The organism is Methylovorus mays, from assembly GCF_020531915.1.
Classification (GTDB): Bacteria; Pseudomonadota; Gammaproteobacteria; order Burkholderiales; family Methylophilaceae; genus Methylovorus; species Methylovorus mays.
Window position 1 is genome coordinate 70,988 of record NZ_JAJAVG010000008.1, and the last position, 17,980, is coordinate 88,967.

Below are 17,980 nucleotides of genomic sequence, written 5' to 3' on the forward strand. Positions count from 1 at the left end.
AAACTGCTATCATACCCCAGCATGAAACCTAATGAGACAAACAACGCCGCCGAGGCGGATATCGAAGACAGCCCGCTCAGCAAGACCAAGCGCAAAGCGGCCATGGACGCACTGCAGGATCTGGGCGTGACGCTGGTCGGCCTGCCCAAGGAAAGGCTGGCCAAGCTGGATCTGCCAGAAGCGCTGAATGATGCGATACGCGAAGCCAAGCGTATTACCGCCAACGGGGCGATCCGGCGCCAGATGCAATACATCGGCCGCCTGATGCGCAATGTGGATACTGCCCCCATCATCGACCAGCTGCAACGCTGGGAGGGCAAGCACAACGCCGAAACCGCCTACTTCCATCAACTTGAGCGCTGGCGCACCCGCCTGATCGAAGAAGAAACCGCGCTGCAAGACTTCATGTCGCACTTCCCGGCAGTGGATATTCAGCAATTGCGCACCCTGATACGCAATGCACGCCGTGAAGCCGCCGCTAACAAACCGCCGAAAAGCAGCCGCGAATTGTTCAAATTGCTGCGTGAAGTAACCGCGCCCGGCGCAGTTCCTGAGGAAGAACCCGAAGACGAAACGGAAGAGTGACGAGCCAACATACCCAGGCTCCACATCGCCGCATAAAAAAAGCCCGCTTGAACCAGCGGGCTTTTTTTACATGACATTAATGCCCATGCCCAGAGTCGGCCTGTGACTCACTCCGCGGCGGTGGCAGGAAAAACTTGCCAGGCTCATTGTTCAAGCGCTTGAGCAAGGTCACCAGAAAGCGGCGCCATTGCACAAAGCTCACCTTGCGCGACTTCATCGCCACATACAGCGCCAGACTGAAACTCACCAGCAGATTGACGGTGCCAATAAGCAAGACGCTCACGGCGGCGATGGCAGCCAGTTGCCAGGTAATATTGAAATCGAGGGCGGTAAACGAGAAGCCGACAAACGCAGATGAAAATGCAATGTGCCGGATATCAATCGGCAAGCCCAGCAAGACGCCCAGCCCTGACATGCCGCCCAACAGGCAGCCGAAGTAGAAGTTGCCCGCCAGCGCCCCCAGATTGTTTTCCACATATTTCGCCACGCGTTCCAATCGAGCAGGCCCCAGCAACCTCCGCAGCCAGCCGAGGGCTTTCAGACGTTGCGGAATCTTGTTATAGATCGCGAGATTGTCGTGATACCCCGCAATCAGTCCCGACAGGAACAGGCAAACCCCGGCAATACCGGCGTAAATCAGCGCCCCGCTGTGCCAGGGGTGTATATCCGCCAGTAACTTGTGCGCCTTTTCCGGTGGAATAAAATGACTGCCGGTGAGGCTGTAGATAGCCCAGCCAATCAGCATCGCCACCGGCACCGCCAGCGACACATTGCCGATAATGGCAATGGTCTGGCTGCGTATGGTCTGCGCGATGATATTCACCAGGTTATCCATCTCCCGGCTCTTGCCATCACTGGCATCGATACTGGCGGCAATGGCAGCGGCAGTCATCGCAGGCTGCTTGGTTGCTACCGTAAAGTGCAGGATATGAATGATGACAAAACCCAGGCCATAATTGAGGCTAAACAGGATGGCTTCGGTCAGCGGGGCATAATGTTTGCCCGCGGTGATGATCTTCAGCATCGCCATGAAAGCGATAATGATGCCCGCGCCCATGGCTGACCGCATCAGGCCATAGTATTCGCGGCGATTGTTGGTGATGTAATGCTCGCCGGTACGGCTGGCATTTTCCGTCACGCGCAGGGCCAGCAGCTCCATGTTCTCGCGCCAGTGCTTGCGCACATCATTTTTGTGACACTCGGCGGAAACCAGCTCTTTCAACAGATGCACGAACTCAAGATTCGCGCTCTCCCCGGCGCGCTGGCTGGCAATAATGCGTAACAGGCGCTCCAAGCGGCGTATCTGCTGCGTCATGCGTTGCAGCAAAAAGGTCAGGTGGATGCTGGTCCCGGTTTGCGAGCTGTTGCGCCGTATCTTGCCGATCACTTCGCGGCACTGATCCAGCATGACCAGAATATGCCGTATGTCATTTTTGTCGTCGTCGGGCGCCTCCAGAAAATTACCCAGTTCCACATTCTGGATGATGAAGGGCGATGCATGGTTTTCCAGCTCAGGGTGACTGCGTATCAGCTCAGGCTCCAGACCCGAGGCCGACAGACGATAGGAAAGTACCTGCACAGCATCCAGCAGGCCACGTTTGCAGGCATCCAGCAGACGGGTATCCGCCTCGTCAAAGCGCATGGCGTCCAGCAGCTGCAGCCAGACCTCGTCGGGCACCGCAATGACCCACAGCTCATCTTGCCGGCGCCGGAAAATCTGCCCGAATACATCTTTCACATATTGCGGGTCTACGGCTTCGGGCAATAATTTGTGGCCAACGCGCCGGAACATTTCGGTAAAGAATCCGCTACTGGGCTGAATGCCCGCATCCACATACAGCGAGACCGGGCGACGGCCGCCCAACAAGCCCAGCACGGCTTCATGCAAGGCCTGGGCCAGCACGGGTTCGCGATTCAGTACATGGCATAGCGCCTGGATGGCATGGGCGGCATGGTCACGGTGGTCGCCACGTGCCGGGCGTATCTGATCCACCAGATCGGCCAGCAGGCGCACAGGCTCGCTTTTGTGTTGCAGATAATCGTGGAGGATTTTATCCATCATGGCTTATTGCTTTTGTTATGGGGTTAGCTGGATTGTAAGCATGCACGAACGTGCCTGCCAAATGAGAATAAAGCTGAATGCGTCCGGCACACTTGCTGAGGTGCCGGACGGCAAACACTATTGCGAACGCTGATTCAGGGTAATCATGGCTTTGCCCGGGCTGCCGCTACGGCGGAAATCCACCTCCACGGTTTGACCGGCATACTGCCTGGCGGCGCGCGTCAGGGCTTCCGGTTTGTCGAGGTTGACGTCCCCCAGACGGGTCAGCACATCACCATCCACCAGCCCGGCCTTGTCAGCAGGCGACTGCTTCACCACAGCCACCACAGGCAAGCCAGGCTGATCTTCCGCCAGTGGCCCATTCACATGCACACCAATTAATGGCGGCGCCAGCTTTACCCAATAGGAAGCAAAATAATGATAACGCTGCTTCGCGTCATCCACCGGAGCAGGGGCTGCGCCTGCGGCTTTCGGCTCGGCAGCAGCGGCTTTTTGAGCGGCAGCCTGCTGGCGCAATTGCTGCAACTTCATACTGGCGGGAGTACTGCCGGTCAGCTGGGTATAAACCAGTACCAGATCCGCTTTTACCCGTTTAGCCTGCTCAGTCGCCAGCTCTGGCGCCACGTCACCGGATTCAAAACTGGAGTAGCCCAGCATGTCATAGCCTTGCTCCAGCATGCGCTTGTAATCGTCTTCTTTCTTATCTCCAAGATAGAGCTTTGGCCCGGCAGGGTCTGGCGCCAGCAGCGTGGCCGGCTGCGGGTGGCTGACATAGGTATCCGAATATGGGTTGCCATTGCTGGCCCGTGTATTATCCACCGGCACTGGCTGGGGCTTCTGACTGGCACAGCCCACCAGCGCAACGGCTAGCAACAGGCTCGTGATGTATTGCATGGTGACTCTCCTCGGAGGTTCAGCCGAGAGCGTAAGTCGGCTGATGTTATGATAATGGCATTCTTGATTTTGTTATTACGATTGCGTAGACAACCACTATGTCAGAACAATTCCTTACTGTCGGCTTAGTTTCCGTGAGTGATCGCGCCTCCGCCGGCGTCTATGAAGACAAAGGCATACCCAGTCTCAAGGCATGGCTGGACAATGTGCTGCTCACCCCATGGCAGGCTGTGGCACGCATCATCCCCGATGAGCAGCTCGAGATTGAAAGTACCCTGCGCGATCTGGTCGACCACGAAGGCTGTGACCTGGTGCTCACCACAGGCGGTACTGGCCCGGCGCTGCGCGATGTCACCCCCGAAGCGACACTGGCTGTCGCTGACAAGGAAATGCCAGGCTTCGGCGAGCAGATGCGACAAATCAGCCTGAACTTTGTGCCCACCGCCATCCTTTCGCGCCAGGTGGCCGTCATCCGCAAGCAGAGCCTGATCATCAATCTGCCTGGCCAGCCAAAAGCCATACAGGAAACCCTGGAAGGCTTGAAGGATGGCGATGGCAAGACCGTGGTGCCCGGCATTTTTGCCGCGGTGCCTTATTGCCTGGACCTGATTGGTGCGCCGTATATTGAAACTAACGAAAACATCGTCAAGGCGTTTCGCCCCAAATCCGCCATCAAGCCACAAACCTGAACATCCGCTGCATGACACCTGAATTCGACCTGATCGCCCGTTACTTTACGCGTCCACAGCAGAATACCGACCTGGGCATAGGTGACGATGCCGCCTTGATCACCGTGCCTCCAGGTCATCAACTCGCCATATCCGCCGACATGCTGGTCGCGGGCACGCATTTCTTTGCGGACGCCAACCCTTATGGCATCGGCTGGAAATCGCTGGCGGTCAATGTCTCGGACATGGCCGCCATGGGTGCGGAGGCTCGCTGGGCCACACTGGCTATTGCCCTGCCAGAGATCAAGGAGGCCTGGCTGGCCGAATTCAGTCGTGGTTTTTTTGATTGCGCAGAGCGTTTTGGCGTTTCGCTGATCGGCGGCGACACCACACGCGGCCCGCTCACCATCAGCGTACAAATCATGGGCGTCGTGCCGCAGCAGCTGGCACTTACCCGTAGCGGCGCCAAGGCGGGGGATGACATCTGGGTTTCCGGTCCGCTTGGCACTGCCGCATTGGCACTCGCCGCCATGCAAGGGCGCTACCCGCTGACACCCGATACGCTGGCCGAATGCAGCGTAGCACTGCATCAACCGCAGCCGCGCGCGGCACTCGGACTGGCATTGCGCCAGATTGCCCACAGCGCCATTGATATTTCCGATGGTTTGCTGGCCGATCTCGGCCATATTCTGAAAGCCTCGCAACTCGGTGCCGATATCCGGTTTGCCGATATTCCCCTGTCACCTATTACGCGCCAGCATGTGGCTGACACAGCCGTGCAGGGCATGGTGCTGGCAGGCGGGGATGATTACGAGCTCTGCTTTACTGCGTCCCCCGCCAAGCGTGATCAGATTGCCGCGCTAGGCAGACAGCTAGGCTTAAGCCTGGCCGTGATTGGGCAGACGAGAATTCAGGCCGGTGTGGATGTTTACGATGCAGACGACACGCGGCTGGAGATCAAAAAATCAGGGTTTGATCATTTCATATAAGTTACCCCCACCCATTGATTTGCTTTTAAAATCAAAATATTAGTCATGATATATTCTTTTAGAGCGAGATTAGTGCATTAGGACTATATCCGGCAAATTTGCACAGGCATACGATCAGTTCCTCGCGCTATCCGGGGAGAATTACCATGAAAGTGATTTCTGGAATTGTACTGCGGAGAGTTATCGGCTCTCTTATCGCCTTGTTGGCGTCCGTTGGCAACCTGCATGCTGCGCCAATTTATAACCTCACCTCGATTTACAACCCCTCCTTAAGCAATCCCTATGGCACCCCGTATATCAATGACTTGGGGGAAATTGCCGTCAGCAATGGCGTTCGCAGTGCGTCAGGCAATTGGAGCTACCTTAACCCCCTAGGCTCATTTGACTCCGGGGATGGATATGCCTATGTCACTGGCATTAATAATCTCGGGCAAACCGTAGGCTCATCAACGACCACGGGCATGTATATGGGTGCGGTGGTCTGGAATGGCACCACCCCCACTGGCATTGACGATGGCACAGCCCGGGGAAGCACCCTGACAGACATCAACAACCATGGACACTGGGTCGGGTATGGAGAAAACCACGAGTTTGCCTACCCCTTGGCAGAAGGCATCACATTAGGGTCTGCCACCTATTATGGAAGAGCAACACTGCACGGTCTTAACGATATGGGGGTTGCGGTTGGCCAAGCCATTACGCATGAACAGATCCCCGCGACCCAGGCAATATCGTGGTCTGCTTCTGGCATGCAACTCTTGGACAATCGGGTTATTACGGATGTCGATAACAATATTGTGGCGTATTGGCAGAGTATAGCCAATGACATCAATAACGCCGGACAGGTCATCGGCCAGGCGGAATACGAAGCCGGACTGCATGCCACCTTATGGGAAAACGGCAGCATGCTGGATCTTGGCACACTGGGAGCATCCGACTATAGCAATGCCTATAAAATCAATGAGGCGGGAATCGCGGTAGGCGACTCCAATGACCGGGCGGTGTCTTTTCATGCCGGACAGGTGCTGGACCTTAACCTGCTGGTAGACCCGTCCATTCTGGCGAGTGGCTGGATACTCAGCAAAGCAACCGACATCAATGAGTTGGGCTGGATAGTTGGCATCATGAACAATACCCTCTCGGGGCAAACCCAGTTATTCCTGCTCAAACCCATCAGCGCGGTACCTGAGCCCAGTACATGGTTAATGATGCTGATTGGGGTGATGGTGGCCTGGCGAAGACGTTCTATGGCATAACGCCGCCCGCGTCATATTGCTGACCAAGGTTGGCAGCACCTGAGATGAATGCGCTATGATGACCAATCATGCATGTCATTCAGGAATAAAGATTGATCCACTGGCCAGACCGTCACTTTCTGCTACGACACCCGGCGCATTTCCTGGCGCTGGGGTTTGGCAGTGGCCTGCCACGCAAGGCTCCCGGCACATGGGGCACGCTGGTTGGCATACCCTGTTTTATCGGCCTCATGCAACTGGCCGAACCACTGCATTATCTCATTCTCGCCGGCATGTTCGTGCTAGGTATTTATATTTGCGGCATTGCAGGCAAAGCCCTAGGCGCCTCTGATCATGGCAGCATCGTCTGGGATGAGATTGTGGCCTTCATGCTGGTGCTGGAATTCACGCCACTGAGCTGGCAGGCATGGCTCGCCGCCTTCTTGCTGTTTCGTCTGTTCGATATCTGGAAACCCTTCCCCATCAACCTGAGCGATCGGCATATCAAGGGCGGCCTGGGAGTCATGCTGGATGACTTGCTGGCAGCAGGGTATGCCATTGCCTTTTTGCAAGGCGGCTTATGGATAAAACTGAATTACTGGAGCTGACCCGCAGCCTGGGCAACACCCTGCAGCAGCAAGGCTTGCTGCTGTCGCTGGCGGAGTCCTGTACTGGCGGCATGGCGGCCAGCCTGATTACCGAGATTCCGGGCAGCTCGACCTGGTTTGAGAGCGCGCATATCACTTACAGCAACGCTGCCAAAATAAGCATGCTGGGCGTAAATCCCACCACGCTTGACACTTACGGAGCAGTGAGCGAGCAGACCGCGATTGAAATGGCTCACGGTGCGCTACATCGCGGACGTGCCCATATCGCGGCGGCGATTACCGGCATTGCTGGCCCGGGTGGCGGCACTCAGGCCAAACCAGTCGGCATGGTGTGCTTTGCCTGGGCCACCCCCGGCCACATCGTAAGCACCACTCGCCACTTCAGTGGCAATCGCCAGCAAATCCGGGCACAAGCCGTGCAAGCTGTTTTCGAAGGTCTGCTACAACTGCTCAAGCAACCCATGCAGGCGTAAAAACAGCTGACGATCAGACATAAAAAAGCGACTGCTTTTCAGGCAATCGCTTTTTTACCTTGTGGGCGAAGACCGCCCTTTTTATCGCCAGCCACCATGGCGACCACGGTCATGATGGTGGTGTCTTCCACCCCCATCATAATATTCCCGATAGTAAATGCGTGGCTCATATGGCCGGTAGTACACAGGAGGGGGGGCGCCAAAATACACCACTGGCGGTGCACGATAAATCACTGGAGGGGGTGCGTAATAAGCCCCGGGAGGCGGGCCGTAATAACCTGGCCCACCAATGTTCAGACCAATACTGAAGGAATCGTGGGCGTGGGCGGCACCCATGCTAGCCATTGTCAGCGTCAGCCCCAGCAGCAAGCGTTTGAATAATCTCATTTTCATCTCCTCATCACTTCCATGTTTGGAAGTCATGCTTAAAACGTGTTTGCCCCGAATCCTGTTACCACTTTAAAACTCAGTACTTTTTATTTTTATACCCAACTGTTGTGTACCTATGACCGCATTCAACGCATGAGGTTCGCTTGCAGTGATGCATGTCATTTATCTTGAGTCAGCGGAGCTTAAAGGCGACAGCAATGCGCGTCTTTGCTTACTTTAAGTACTGAATTATGAAATAATTACAGGCTTTATCAGGCACTCCAACAAAGGCAGATTCATGGACGAAAACAAAAGCAAAGCGCTCGCCGCAGCCCTCTCGCAAATCGAGAAGCAATTCGGCAAAGGTTCTATCATGCGCATGGGCGATACGGATGTCGCAGCCGACATTCAGGCCGTATCGACCGGCTCGCTCGGCCTCGACATCGCGCTGGGCATTGGCGGCTTGCCTCGCGGCCGCATTATTGAAATCTACGGTCCGGAATCTTCCGGCAAAACCACACTGACGCTGTCTGTCATCGCGCAAATGCAAAAAATGGGCGGCACCGCCGCCTTTATCGATGCGGAGCACGCACTCGACCCGCAATATGCCCAAAAGCTCGGCGTTAACGTTTCCGACCTCCTGATCTCGCAACCCGACACTGGCGAGCAAGCCCTGGAAATCGCCGACATGCTGGTGCGCTCAGGCTCGGTGGATATCGTGGTAGTGGACTCGGTGGCCGCACTGACCCCCAAAGCCGAAATCGAAGGCGAAATGGGCGACTCCCACATGGGTCTGCAAGCCCGCCTGATGTCGCAAGCGCTACGCAAGCTGACCGCCAACATCAAGCGCACCAATACCCTGGTCATTTTCATCAACCAGATCCGCATGAAGATCGGCGTGATGTTCGGCAACCCTGAAACCACGACCGGCGGCAACGCCCTGAAGTTTTACGCATCGGTTCGTCTGGATATCCGCCGCACTGGCGCCATCAAGAAGGGTGACGAAGTCATTGGCTCCGAAACCCGCGTCAAAGTGGTCAAGAACAAAGTCGCGCCTCCATTCAAGCAGGCTGAGTTCGATATTCTGTACGGCGAAGGCATTTCGCGCGAAGGCGAAATCATCGAGATGGGCGTTAACCTGAAACTGGTTGAAAAATCCGGTGCCTGGTACAGCTACAAGGGTGAGAAGATTGGTCAGGGCAAGGATAATGCCCGCGAATACCTGCGCGAGCATGCTGACATTGCCAATGAAATTGACGCCAAAATCCGTGCCAATTCCAATCTGGCCGGTGCCGCCATGACCGTCGCACCGGATGACGACGGCGAAGAGTAAAGCCATTGGTGCGTTGCGTGAGCGCGCCTTGGCCTTGCTGGCCAGGCGCGAACATACAGCGCTGGAACTGAAACGCAAGCTGATGCGCAAACCGCAGCAGCCTGGCAGTAGACGTTTCCCCCGGCAAGATACTGAAGATTTTTCGGCGGACGCCGATGTAGTAGCGCAGGCCGATGTCCCTGAGCAGCCCGCAATACCAGCCGATGAGCTGGAAGAGCACGTGGATCAGCTGCTGCAGGACTTCAAACAGCGTGGCTGGTTATCCGAGCAACGCTTTACCGAGCAGGTGGTGCATGCGCGCCAGCAGAAATTTGGCAGCATGCGCATTGCGCATGAGCTCAAGCAAAAAGGCGTGGATGACACGCTGATTGCCGAAGCCATGCAGCAGGTAAAGCAGGATGAATTCAGCCATGCACTGCAGATTTATCGCAAGAAATTTTCGCAGCCGCCAGCCAGCAGCGAAGAGTGGGCGAAGCAGGCCAGATTCATGCAGGGCCGTGGTTTCAGCATGGACATGATCAAGCGGGTGATCAACGCGGGTAATCAGGTCGAAACAACAGACAGTGAAGACAGGTAGCGCACTGCGCTGCCAAGCATAAGGCACAACATGAAGAGCAAAGAAATACGTCAGCAGTTTTTGGACTTTTTCGCGTCCAAGGGGCATCAGGTCGTGGCATCCAGTTCGCTGGTGCCGCATGGCGACCCTACCCTGCTGTTTACCAATGCGGGCATGAACCAGTTCAAGGATGTGTTCCTGGGTTTTGACAAGCGCCCCTATACCCGCGCAGCCAGCAGCCAGAAGTGCGTACGCGCAGGCGGCAAGCACAATGACCTTGAAAACGTCGGCTACACCGCCCGCCACCATACCTTCTTTGAAATGCTGGGCAACTTCAGCTTTGGCGATTACTTCAAGCGTGATGCGATTGCCTATGCCTGGGAGCTGTTGACCGAAGTCTACAAACTGCCCAAGGAAAAACTGCTGGTTACGGTCTACGCCGAAGACGACGAAGCCTACGACATCTGGACCAAGGAAATGGGCGTGCCCGCCGACAAGGTGATTCGCATTGGCGATAACAAAGGCGCGCGCTATGCCTCCGACAACTTCTGGATGATGGGCGACACTGGCCCCTGCGGCCCCTGTACCGAGATTTTCTACGATCACGGCGCGCACATCTGGGGCGGCCCTCCCGGCAGCCCGGAAGAAGACGGGGACCGCTTCATCGAAATCTGGAACAACGTGTTCATGCAGTTCAACCGCGATGAACAAGGCGTGATGCATCCCTTGCCCAAGCCATCGGTGGACACCGGCATGGGGCTGGAGCGTATCTCCGCTGTGCTGCAAGGCGTACATGCCAATTACGAGATTGATCTCTTCCAGGCACTGATCAAGGCCGCTGCCCGCGAAACCAAAACGACCGACCTGGAAAGCCCATCGCTCAAGGTATTGGCTGACCACATCCGCGCCTGCAGCTTCCTGATTGCCGATGGCGTGATTCCCGGCAATGAAGGCCGCGGCTACGTGCTGCGCCGCATCATCCGCCGCGCCATTCGCCACGGCTACAAGCTGGGCGTGCGGGCTGCCTTCTTCTACAAACTGGTGCCCGACCTCGTCATCGAAATGGGCGAAGCCTACCCCGAGTTGGTAAGCAACCAGACCCGCGTGATGGATACCCTGAAGCAGGAAGAAGACCGCTTCTTTGAAACCATTGAAAATGGCATGGCGATTCTGGAGACCGAACTGGCCGACATCGCCGCCAAGGGTGGCAAGACCTTCAATGGCGAAACCGCCTTCAAGCTGCATGACACCTATGGCTTCCCTCTGGACCTGACCGCCGACGTTTGCCGTGAACGCGACGTTACCGTTGATGCGGCCGCCTTTGACGCCGCCATGGCGCGCCAGAAAGATCAGGCACGTGCCGCTGGCAAGTTCAAAATGTCCGCCAATCTGGAATACGAAGGTGCCGCTACCCAGTTCCATGGCTACGAAAAACTGGAAAGCGATGCGCTGGTGCTTGCGCTGTACAAAGATGGCGCGGCTGTTGACAGCCTGAGCGAAGGCGAAGTTGGCGTGGTCGTGCTGGACAATACACCGTTCTACGCCGAATCCGGCGGCCAGGTAGGCGATAGCGGCGAACTGCGCGCCAGCGATGGCATCTTTACCGTAGAAGACACCCAGAAAGTCCAAGCGAGCGTGTTCGGCCACCATGGCGTGGTCACCACCGGCAAAATCAGCAAAGGCGACAGCCTGAAAGCCCGCGTTAATACCCGCGCCCGCGCCGCCACCATGCGCAATCACTCGGCCACCCACCTCATGCACAAAGCCTTGCGCGAAGTATTGGGCGGCCACGTGCAGCAAAAAGGCTCGCTGGTGGATAGCGAGAAAACCCGTTTTGACTTCGTGCACACTTCACCGATGACGGACGACGAAATCCGCCAGGTCGAAGCGCTGGTCAATGCCGAAATTCTGGCCAATGAAGCCACCCAGGCCCGCGTGATGGGCATTGAGGATGCGCAGAAAACCGGCGCCATGATGCTGTTCGGCGAAAAATACGGCGATGAAGTGCGCGTGCTGGATATTGGCAGCTCGCGCGAACTGTGCGGCGGCACCCATGTCAGCCGCACCGGCGATATCGGCCTGTTCAAGATCACCGGCGAAAGTGGCGTAGCCGCAGGCGTGCGTCGCGTGGAAGCCACTACAGGCGAAAATGCGCTGAAACTCATGCAGCAGCAGCAAGCCCTGCTGGGTCAGATCGCTGCAGAACTCAAGGCACCCGCCAGCGAAGTCCCGGCAAAACTGGGCCAGCTGATGGACAACGTCAAAACACTGGAAAAAGAACTCGCCCGCCTCAAATCCAAGCTCGCCTCCTCGCAAGGGGATGATCTGGTGAATCAGGCCGTGGATCTCGGCGGCATCAAGGTGCTGGCAGCCACGCTGGAAGGCGCAGACGCCAACACCTTGCGCGAGACGATGGACAAGCTGAAAGACAAGCTGAAATCGGCTGCCATCGTTCTTGCAAGCGCCAACGACGGCAAGGTCAGCCTCGCGGCTGGCGTGACGGCCGACCTGATCGCCAAGGTAAAAGCGGGCGAACTGGTCAACTTTGTCGCCGGGCAAGTGGGCGGCAAGGGCGGTGGCAAACCCGACATGGCAATGGCAGGCGGCACGGACGCCAGCAAATTGCCAGAGGCACTCAGCAGCGTTGAAGGCTGGGTAAAAGCAAAGTTGAATTAAGCTCCCGCATCGACAAGGCTTCACGCCCTGTCGGTAAAGGCGCGCATCTGCAGTTTAATTAATTAGGCTACAAGACACATGGCACTTATCGTACAAAAATACGGCGGCACTTCCGTCGCCAACCCAGAGCGGATCAAGAACCTGGCGAGCCGCGTGGCCCGCTACAAAGCGCTTGGTCATCAGGTCGTGGTGGTGGTTTCGGCCATGTCCGGCGAAACCAATCGCCTGATTGCCCTGGCCAAGGAAATCATGCCCACACCAGACCCACGCGAGCTGGATGTGATGGTCTCCACCGGCGAGCAAGTCACCATCGGCCTCACCGCCATGGCGCTGATGGACCTGGGCCTCAAGGCCAAGAGCTACACCGGTAGCCAGGTGCGCATTGTGACCGACAGCGCCTTTACCAAGGCACGCATCCTGAATATCGATGAATCACGCATCCGCGCCGACCTGAATGCAGGCTATGTCGTGGTCGTTGCAGGCTTCCAGGGCGTGGATGAACACGGCAACATCACCACTCTGGGCCGCGGTGGCTCAGACACCACCGGCGTGGCGATTGCCGCCGCGCTCAAGGCCGATGAATGCCAGATCTACACCGATGTAGACGGCGTCTATACCACCGACCCGCGCGTGGTCCCCGAAGCGCGCCGGCTCAAATCCATCACCTTTGAAGAGATGCTGGAACTCGCCAGCCAGGGCTCCAAGGTATTGCAGATTCGCTCGGTCGAGTTTGCAGGCAAATACAAGGTCAAGTTACGCGTGCTGTCCAGCTTTGAAGAAGAAGGCGACGGCACCCTGATTACGTTTGAGGAAAATGACAACATGGAACAACCTATCATCTCCGGCATCGCCTTCAACCGCGACGAAGCCAAAGTGACCGTGCTCGGCGTGCCCGACCGCCCTGGCATCGCTTACCAGATCCTCGGCCCCATCGCCGATGCCAATATCGACATCGACATGATCATCCAGAACGTCAGCGCCGATGGCACCACTGACTTCACCTTCACCGTGCATAAAAACGAGCTGAGCAAGGCGCTGGACATCCTGCGCGGCGTACAAGCCCACATCAACGCCCGCGAAATCGTGGGCGACGACAAAATCGCCAAGGTATCGGTAGTCGGTGTCGGCATGCGCTCGCACGTCGGCATCGCCAGCCAGATGTTCCGCACCCTGGCCGAAGAAGGCATCAATATCCAGATGATTTCCACCAGCGAAATCAAAATCGCCGTCGTCATTGACGAAAAATACATGGAGCTCGCCGTGCGCGTTCTGCATAAAGCATTTGATCTGGAAGAAGCTTAAAAAGATAAGCGCCACGAGCGTTGATTTTTGGGGCGTAATCAAGTATTGTTACGCCCTCGTGCGGAGAGCTGGCCGAGTGGTCGAAGGCACTTCCCTGCTAAGGAAGCATACGGGCTTAAACCTGTATCGAGGGTTCGAATCCCTCGCTCTCCGCCAAAGTTTCAAAGGCACATCATCAAGTTTTACTGGAATAAAATCCTGCTTCTTGTATAATGCACGCCTCACGCGCCCGTAGCTCAGCTGGATAGAGTACTTGGCTACGAACCAAGGGGTCAGGAGTTCGAATCTCTTCGGGCGCACCAAACATCAAGGAATTAGGCCACCACCTCGGTGGCCTTTTTCTTTTCCGTAGTAAAAACGTCAGTACCTTGTACTACGCGCAATCCAGTACGACGATTTACCCATTGAGCTAGATGCTCCGTTGAGAGGTGTGCATAACGCTGCACCATCTCCGCCGAAGCCCAGCCGCCTAGCTCTTGCAACACGTTCAACGGCGTTCCATCTTGGGCGTGCCAACTTGCCCAGGTGTGCCGAAGATCGTGCCACCGAAAACCTGCGGCAATTCCAGCTGCTGTTACTGCATCCCGCCACGCTTTAGTTGATGTCTGCGTTACAGGTTTACTACGATATGGAAACACCCATATTAAATGTTTCCCTTCTTGCCCCTTAAGGAGAACGACAGCCTGATTTGACAACGGGACGCCAATAGCTTTCTCAGCTTTTGCTTGATCAGGATGTATCCAAGCAACGCGCCGTTCCAGATCAACCTGAGACCACTCCAGATGCGTCACATTATTTCGCCGCAATCCGGTCTCCAGTGCAAAAAGCATCATTGGCTGCTGATGCCTCGGCAACAAACCCAACAATATTTCGGCTTGCTCTCTGGTGATCCATCGCACCCGCTTTGCTGGTTCCTTCAACATTGGAATATTAGGGCAGTTAGCTATCCACTCCCAATCATCTCGCGCCTTACGAAGAATGGCACGTATGATTTCCAATGTGCGATTCACAGTTGTCGGCTTTGGGTCAATCCAACGCGGTGGACCCTTTTTGCGTGGAATCTCATATGGTTCCTGACGAGCAGCAGTGATTTTTGCAATCAAATCACGGTTGATCTCTTCAAGGCACTTTCCACGCATAAATGGATCAAGCCAACGTAAATGTGACTTGTCTGCATCCAATGTCGTTTTCTGTGACTTCTCAGACAAATAACGCAACACTGCTTCCTGCCAAGTACGGCGCGGCTTAACCCCGAGCCTTTTTTGGTCCCACATTTGCGCTTTCAAGCGATCATGCAGTTCCTGAGCTTTTAGCTTATCGGCAGTCCGAGCGCTTTGCTGTAATCGTCGTCCATCCGGGGCAGTAAGTTCGATCCACCATGACGGTGAATCTTTACGTCTATAGAGTGACATGTGTTTCTCCTTTCATCAAAGTCACTCACCGACGCCTGCGGTTGATACTTTGACCGAATCCATTCAATCAAGTCAACATCGATGAAGACCCATTTTTTTCCTGGCTTTGCAGCAGGCACCTCCCCACGTTCAGCCATGCGGTAAAGCGTGACAGGATGGACCATTAGAAGTGCAGCTGCCTCCTTAATACCCATGGTTCTCATTGGTAAATTGATTCCAGCCTCAGGCCTAAACTTCCGCTTCCAAGCCACGCTCGTGCCCGACAGGACTAAGCTCCAAAGCAGAAGACTTTTCATACTCTCGGCTCATTGCAATAGGTAGCATTTCACGGTCATCGGTGTAGATTTTGGCGGCCTGGCGTGCCCGGCTGATTGCCACATAGAAAGATTTTTGATTGGACGTCAGACTGTGGGCATCGGCCTCTACCAGCACCCGATCACAGGTCTGACCTTGCGCCGAGTACACCGTCGAACAATAGCCATAATCCATGGTTAATGGCTGGGAGCTATCCAGCGACACTTGCCGTCCGTCACTCAACTCCAAAGTCAGACGGTTGGTGTCAGGATAGATGGCCACCACCTTGGCCAGATCGCCATTGACCAAGCCCCGTGCACGGTCATTGGCAGTTACACGTATCAGATCACCTGAGGCCAAGGGTTGCCGCTGCGGCACGAACGCCGTCAACCGCGTCATGGTGGACGGCTGCCAAGCGACCTGCGCTCCATCCTCACACTTCAGTACTATCCGATGGTTTAGCCGATCCACGACTTGAGCGAACTCGCCACGCTTCAACCGCAAGGATGGGTAATCGACCTCGGCTTGGACCACGTCGCCGATCTCGTAACCCAACGTCGAGCGCCGCCCGGACTCCGTCAAGTCCTTCCTGGTCAGCATCGTGACACCATAATCCTCACCACCAAACTGAAGCCGGTCACGGATGCGCCGGTTGATCTCAGCCCGCGCAAACCGGGTGCCTGCAATGACACGAGTCTGATCTCGTTCCGCCGGTGACAAAGTCACGTAGTCATTGGCTATCTGGTCAAATCGCTCGGCCGCTGCCTTGATCTGGGTAATGTCCTTGTCCAGAAGTTCCGCCGCCAGCGACACTTGTCCATTGACCGCATGCTCTACGGCTTGCTTGAGAAACGGATTTCTCTGGCGCTGGATTTGACTAACCAAGGCTGTAGCCATACCGTTGGCCTGTAGCTGGACGAAAGGTTTTCCGGCCTCCACCGCATTCAGTTGGGCCGTGTCACCCACCAACAGCACCCGGCAATGCGCCTCCTTGGCCGCTGTCAGCACATCATGCAGTTGCTTGGTCGAGACCATCCCTGCTTCATCAACGATTAATAAGGTTTTAGGTGTTAGGCCTTTGTGCTTGCGCTGGCTAAAGGTGGCAATGGTTTCCGCCGCCATGCCTGTCTCCGCCAGTTCACGCGCGGCGCTGGCGCTTGGTGCCAGACCCTGTACCTTGTAGCCGCTGGATGTGACAATCACTGCAGTCTTCTCCAGCAAAGTTGTTTTGCCGACACCGGCCCGGCCCTGAATCCCAAGCACCTGATGCCCCGTCAGCAACACGCCCAGCGCAGCCTGCTGCTGCTCTATCGTCAGACCGGCCAGTCGGGTATGCAATTCGGCACGGTCGCCAACATGGATTGGGACCAGCGCATTCCGGCCGGCCACTTCAATATCCAGGATTTTCGCTTCGCGCTGCTGCGCGGCCAAGGTGGTATAGCGGTCGCCGCGTTGGATCAGTTCACTCCCAGCCACACCCGCGTCCAGGGCGGTTTCCAGTTCCGCCAACGTTGCCACCCCTACGCCGCGTTCCAAGGCAACACGCAGCAACTCCGCACGACCGAACACAGATTCGCGTTCAGCCAAGTGCGCCACGGCCGCATGCAATACGGCTTGCACCGCATCATTCGCAACCGCCGGCAACTCATGCGCCTCGGGGAAGGCGTAGTTGATGCATTTTTCCCGGCTTAATGTCGTCCACTCATGCCACAGCAGCGCTCGATCAACGGAGCTCTTTTTTTCGCGAGTCACAACGGCTGCCAGCTTCTTGAACCATGCGCCAGCTACGCTACGCTCCTGACCATTGTCCTTTAAATACGCTTCAATCGAAGCACTGCGCTGGGAGAATGCCATGATCTGGTGATCATGGATGTGGGCCAGCTCGAAGCGGCCATCCAGATGCGTGGCACGTACCTCATACCCCAGCATCTGAACTTCACGCGCTAACTCACTTCGGTACATCGCGCCAAGCAGCATCTTATGGCGGTACAACGTCTCATTGTCCATGGCTCGCCATTGGCCATCTGAGCGTTGCGTGGCATTGATTATGACGCAATGGGTATGCAACTGCGGATCGCAAGCCCGGCTCAAGTCGTGCTCAAACTTCGCCACTATCAGATTGCCAGTATGTTGAGAGCGAGTTTCCCCGCTCTCAGTCACCCGACAGGCTGCAAGTGATTCCGCATAGGCCAGCGCGCTATTCACTGCGTGCTGATGGGCTTCCAGCAGACGGCAATCACCCCCGACTAATGCTTGTAGTGAAATCGACTTGGGCGCAGAGAAGGTGCCATCGGTGCCACCACGCCTCCCCTCCGCCGCATTGTGTATTAAGCTACCATCCGGCATCTTGCCATCAAGCAAGTCAGCAAACACCACAGAATCGACTGGACCGACCAATCCCAGTACTACAGCTCCTTTCCCCCACCAATCGCTGGGACTGCAATCAGCGGTATAGTAATCGTCGACCACTTCATAATACTCGGCCGCCACTGCACCAGTACCAACGTTCGAAAGGCTCAGCATT

The 17,980-nt window shown here is 56.1% G+C and carries 15 protein-coding genes and 2 tRNA genes; 12 read left to right on the forward strand and 5 right to left on the reverse strand.

Translation table 11 applies throughout. From position 1 onward, the window contains the following. Positions 1 to 21 precede the first annotated feature (21 nt). Positions 22 to 585: a ribosome biogenesis factor YjgA gene (gene yjgA / locus LG203_RS10800; RefSeq protein ID WP_230345771.1), complete on the forward strand. Its 564-nt coding sequence runs from the start codon at positions 22 to 24 to the stop codon at positions 583 to 585. A gap of 76 nt (positions 586 to 661) precedes the next feature. Here the strand turns inward: yjgA and LG203_RS10805 are convergent, their stop codons facing one another. After that, the gene (locus LG203_RS10805; protein WP_230345772.1) at positions 662 to 2,647 is read right to left on the reverse strand and encodes a site-specific recombinase; all 1,986 of its coding nucleotides are present in this window, start codon (positions 2,645 to 2,647) and stop codon (positions 662 to 664) included. A gap of 117 nt (positions 2,648 to 2,764) precedes the next feature. Continuing rightward, a complete protein-coding gene (locus tag LG203_RS10810) occupies positions 2,765 to 3,541 on the reverse strand; it encodes a PDZ domain-containing protein (protein WP_230345773.1) in 777 nt (258 codons plus the stop codon). Positions 3,542 to 3,639: 98 nt separating this feature from the next. Between LG203_RS10810 and mog the strand changes: the two genes are divergently transcribed. The 11 genes from mog to LG203_RS10865 all read left to right on the forward strand — a co-directional run bounded on the left by mog (position 3,640) and on the right by LG203_RS10865 (position 14,052). After that, positions 3,640 to 4,230 (forward strand): molybdopterin adenylyltransferase, encoded by a 591-nt coding sequence (gene mog / locus LG203_RS10815; protein ID WP_230345774.1) that lies wholly within the window; start codon positions 3,640 to 3,642, stop codon positions 4,228 to 4,230. 11 nt (positions 4,231 to 4,241) lie between these two features. Further along, the gene (gene thiL, locus LG203_RS10820; protein WP_230345775.1) at positions 4,242 to 5,198 is read left to right on the forward strand and encodes a thiamine-phosphate kinase; all 957 of its coding nucleotides are present in this window, start codon (positions 4,242 to 4,244) and stop codon (positions 5,196 to 5,198) included. Between the two features lie 146 nt (positions 5,199 to 5,344). Continuing rightward, positions 5,345 to 6,454, forward strand: coding sequence for a PEP-CTERM sorting domain-containing protein (locus LG203_RS10825; protein ID WP_230345776.1), 1,110 nt, complete (start codon positions 5,345 to 5,347; stop codon positions 6,452 to 6,454). Between the two features lie 92 nt (positions 6,455 to 6,546). After that, positions 6,547 to 7,041 (forward strand): phosphatidylglycerophosphatase A family protein, encoded by a 495-nt coding sequence (locus LG203_RS10830; RefSeq protein WP_230345777.1) that lies wholly within the window; start codon positions 6,547 to 6,549, stop codon positions 7,039 to 7,041. Further along, positions 7,014 to 7,514 carry a CinA family protein gene (locus LG203_RS10835; RefSeq protein ID WP_230345778.1) on the forward strand — a complete coding sequence of 167 codons (501 nt, stop codon included), beginning with the start codon at positions 7,014 to 7,016 and terminating at the stop codon, positions 7,512 to 7,514. The genes LG203_RS10830 and LG203_RS10835 overlap by 28 nt, the downstream gene beginning before the upstream one ends. 667 nt (positions 7,515 to 8,181) lie before the next feature. Next, positions 8,182 to 9,216, forward strand: coding sequence for a recombinase RecA (gene recA / locus LG203_RS10840; RefSeq protein ID WP_013442912.1), 1,035 nt, complete (start codon positions 8,182 to 8,184; stop codon positions 9,214 to 9,216). Beyond that, entirely contained in the window at positions 9,197 to 9,793 is a 597-nt protein-coding gene (locus tag LG203_RS10845; RefSeq protein ID WP_230345779.1) for a regulatory protein RecX, read from the forward strand. The genes recA and LG203_RS10845 overlap by 20 nt, the downstream gene beginning before the upstream one ends. A 30-nt stretch (positions 9,794 to 9,823) precedes the next feature. Continuing rightward, positions 9,824 to 12,448, forward strand: coding sequence for an alanine--tRNA ligase (alaS, locus tag LG203_RS10850; RefSeq protein WP_230345780.1), 2,625 nt, complete (start codon positions 9,824 to 9,826; stop codon positions 12,446 to 12,448). A 78-nt stretch (positions 12,449 to 12,526) separates the two neighbouring features. After that, positions 12,527 to 13,750: an aspartate kinase gene (locus tag LG203_RS10855; RefSeq protein WP_230336600.1), complete on the forward strand. Its 1,224-nt coding sequence runs from the start codon at positions 12,527 to 12,529 to the stop codon at positions 13,748 to 13,750. Positions 13,751 to 13,812: 62 nt separating this feature from the next. Continuing rightward, positions 13,813 to 13,906: transfer RNA gene (locus LG203_RS10860), tRNA-Ser, on the forward strand. A gap of 69 nt (positions 13,907 to 13,975) precedes the next feature. Next, positions 13,976 to 14,052, forward strand: a tRNA-Arg gene (locus tag LG203_RS10865). Positions 14,053 to 14,064: 12 nt separating this feature from the next. Here LG203_RS10865 and LG203_RS10870 read toward each other — a convergent pair. The 3 genes from LG203_RS10870 to mobF are packed head-to-tail and all read right to left on the reverse strand — an operon-like array spanning position 14,065 to position 17,979. Continuing rightward, a complete protein-coding gene (locus tag LG203_RS10870) occupies positions 14,065 to 15,162 on the reverse strand; it encodes a tyrosine-type recombinase/integrase (protein ID WP_230345781.1) in 1,098 nt (365 codons plus the stop codon). Further along, positions 15,060 to 15,458 carry a helix-turn-helix domain-containing protein gene (locus LG203_RS14475; protein ID WP_407665397.1) on the reverse strand — a complete coding sequence of 133 codons (399 nt, stop codon included), beginning with the start codon at positions 15,456 to 15,458 and terminating at the stop codon, positions 15,060 to 15,062. The genes LG203_RS10870 and LG203_RS14475 overlap by 103 nt, the downstream gene beginning before the upstream one ends. After that, positions 15,391 to 17,979 (reverse strand): MobF family relaxase, encoded by a 2,589-nt coding sequence (gene mobF, locus LG203_RS10875; protein ID WP_230345782.1) that lies wholly within the window; start codon positions 17,977 to 17,979, stop codon positions 15,391 to 15,393. The genes LG203_RS14475 and mobF overlap by 68 nt, the downstream gene beginning before the upstream one ends. Between the last annotated feature and the right edge of the window lies 1 nt (position 17,980).

Bases quoted from the DNA above. Each gene is read 5' to 3' on its own strand.
- yjgA (WP_230345771.1), top strand. From the start codon at position 22: ATGAAACCTAATGAGACAAACAACGCCGCCGAGGCGGATATCGAAGAC.
- LG203_RS10805 (WP_230345772.1), bottom strand. From the start codon at position 2,647: ATGATGGATAAAATCCTCCACGATTATCTGCAACACAAAAGCGAGCCT.
- LG203_RS10810 (WP_230345773.1), bottom strand. From the start codon at position 3,541: ATGCAATACATCACGAGCCTGTTGCTAGCCGTTGCGCTGGTGGGCTGT.
- mog (WP_230345774.1), top strand. From the start codon at position 3,640: ATGTCAGAACAATTCCTTACTGTCGGCTTAGTTTCCGTGAGTGATCGC.
- thiL (WP_230345775.1), top strand. From the start codon at position 4,242: ATGACACCTGAATTCGACCTGATCGCCCGTTACTTTACGCGTCCACAG.
- LG203_RS10825 (WP_230345776.1), top strand. From the start codon at position 5,345: ATGAAAGTGATTTCTGGAATTGTACTGCGGAGAGTTATCGGCTCTCTT.
- LG203_RS10835 (WP_230345778.1), top strand. From the start codon at position 7,014: ATGGATAAAACTGAATTACTGGAGCTGACCCGCAGCCTGGGCAACACC.
- recA (WP_013442912.1), top strand. From the start codon at position 8,182: ATGGACGAAAACAAAAGCAAAGCGCTCGCCGCAGCCCTCTCGCAAATC.
- LG203_RS10845 (WP_230345779.1), top strand. From the start codon at position 9,197: ATGACGACGGCGAAGAGTAAAGCCATTGGTGCGTTGCGTGAGCGCGCC.
- alaS (WP_230345780.1), top strand. From the start codon at position 9,824: ATGAAGAGCAAAGAAATACGTCAGCAGTTTTTGGACTTTTTCGCGTCC.
- LG203_RS10855 (WP_230336600.1), top strand. From the start codon at position 12,527: ATGGCACTTATCGTACAAAAATACGGCGGCACTTCCGTCGCCAACCCA.
- LG203_RS10870 (WP_230345781.1), bottom strand. From the start codon at position 15,162: ATGTCACTCTATAGACGTAAAGATTCACCGTCATGGTGGATCGAACTT.
- LG203_RS14475 (WP_407665397.1), bottom strand. From the start codon at position 15,458: ATGAAAAGTCTTCTGCTTTGGAGCTTAGTCCTGTCGGGCACGAGCGTG.
- mobF (WP_230345782.1), bottom strand. From the start codon at position 17,979: ATGCTGAGCCTTTCGAACGTTGGTACTGGTGCAGTGGCGGCCGAGTAT.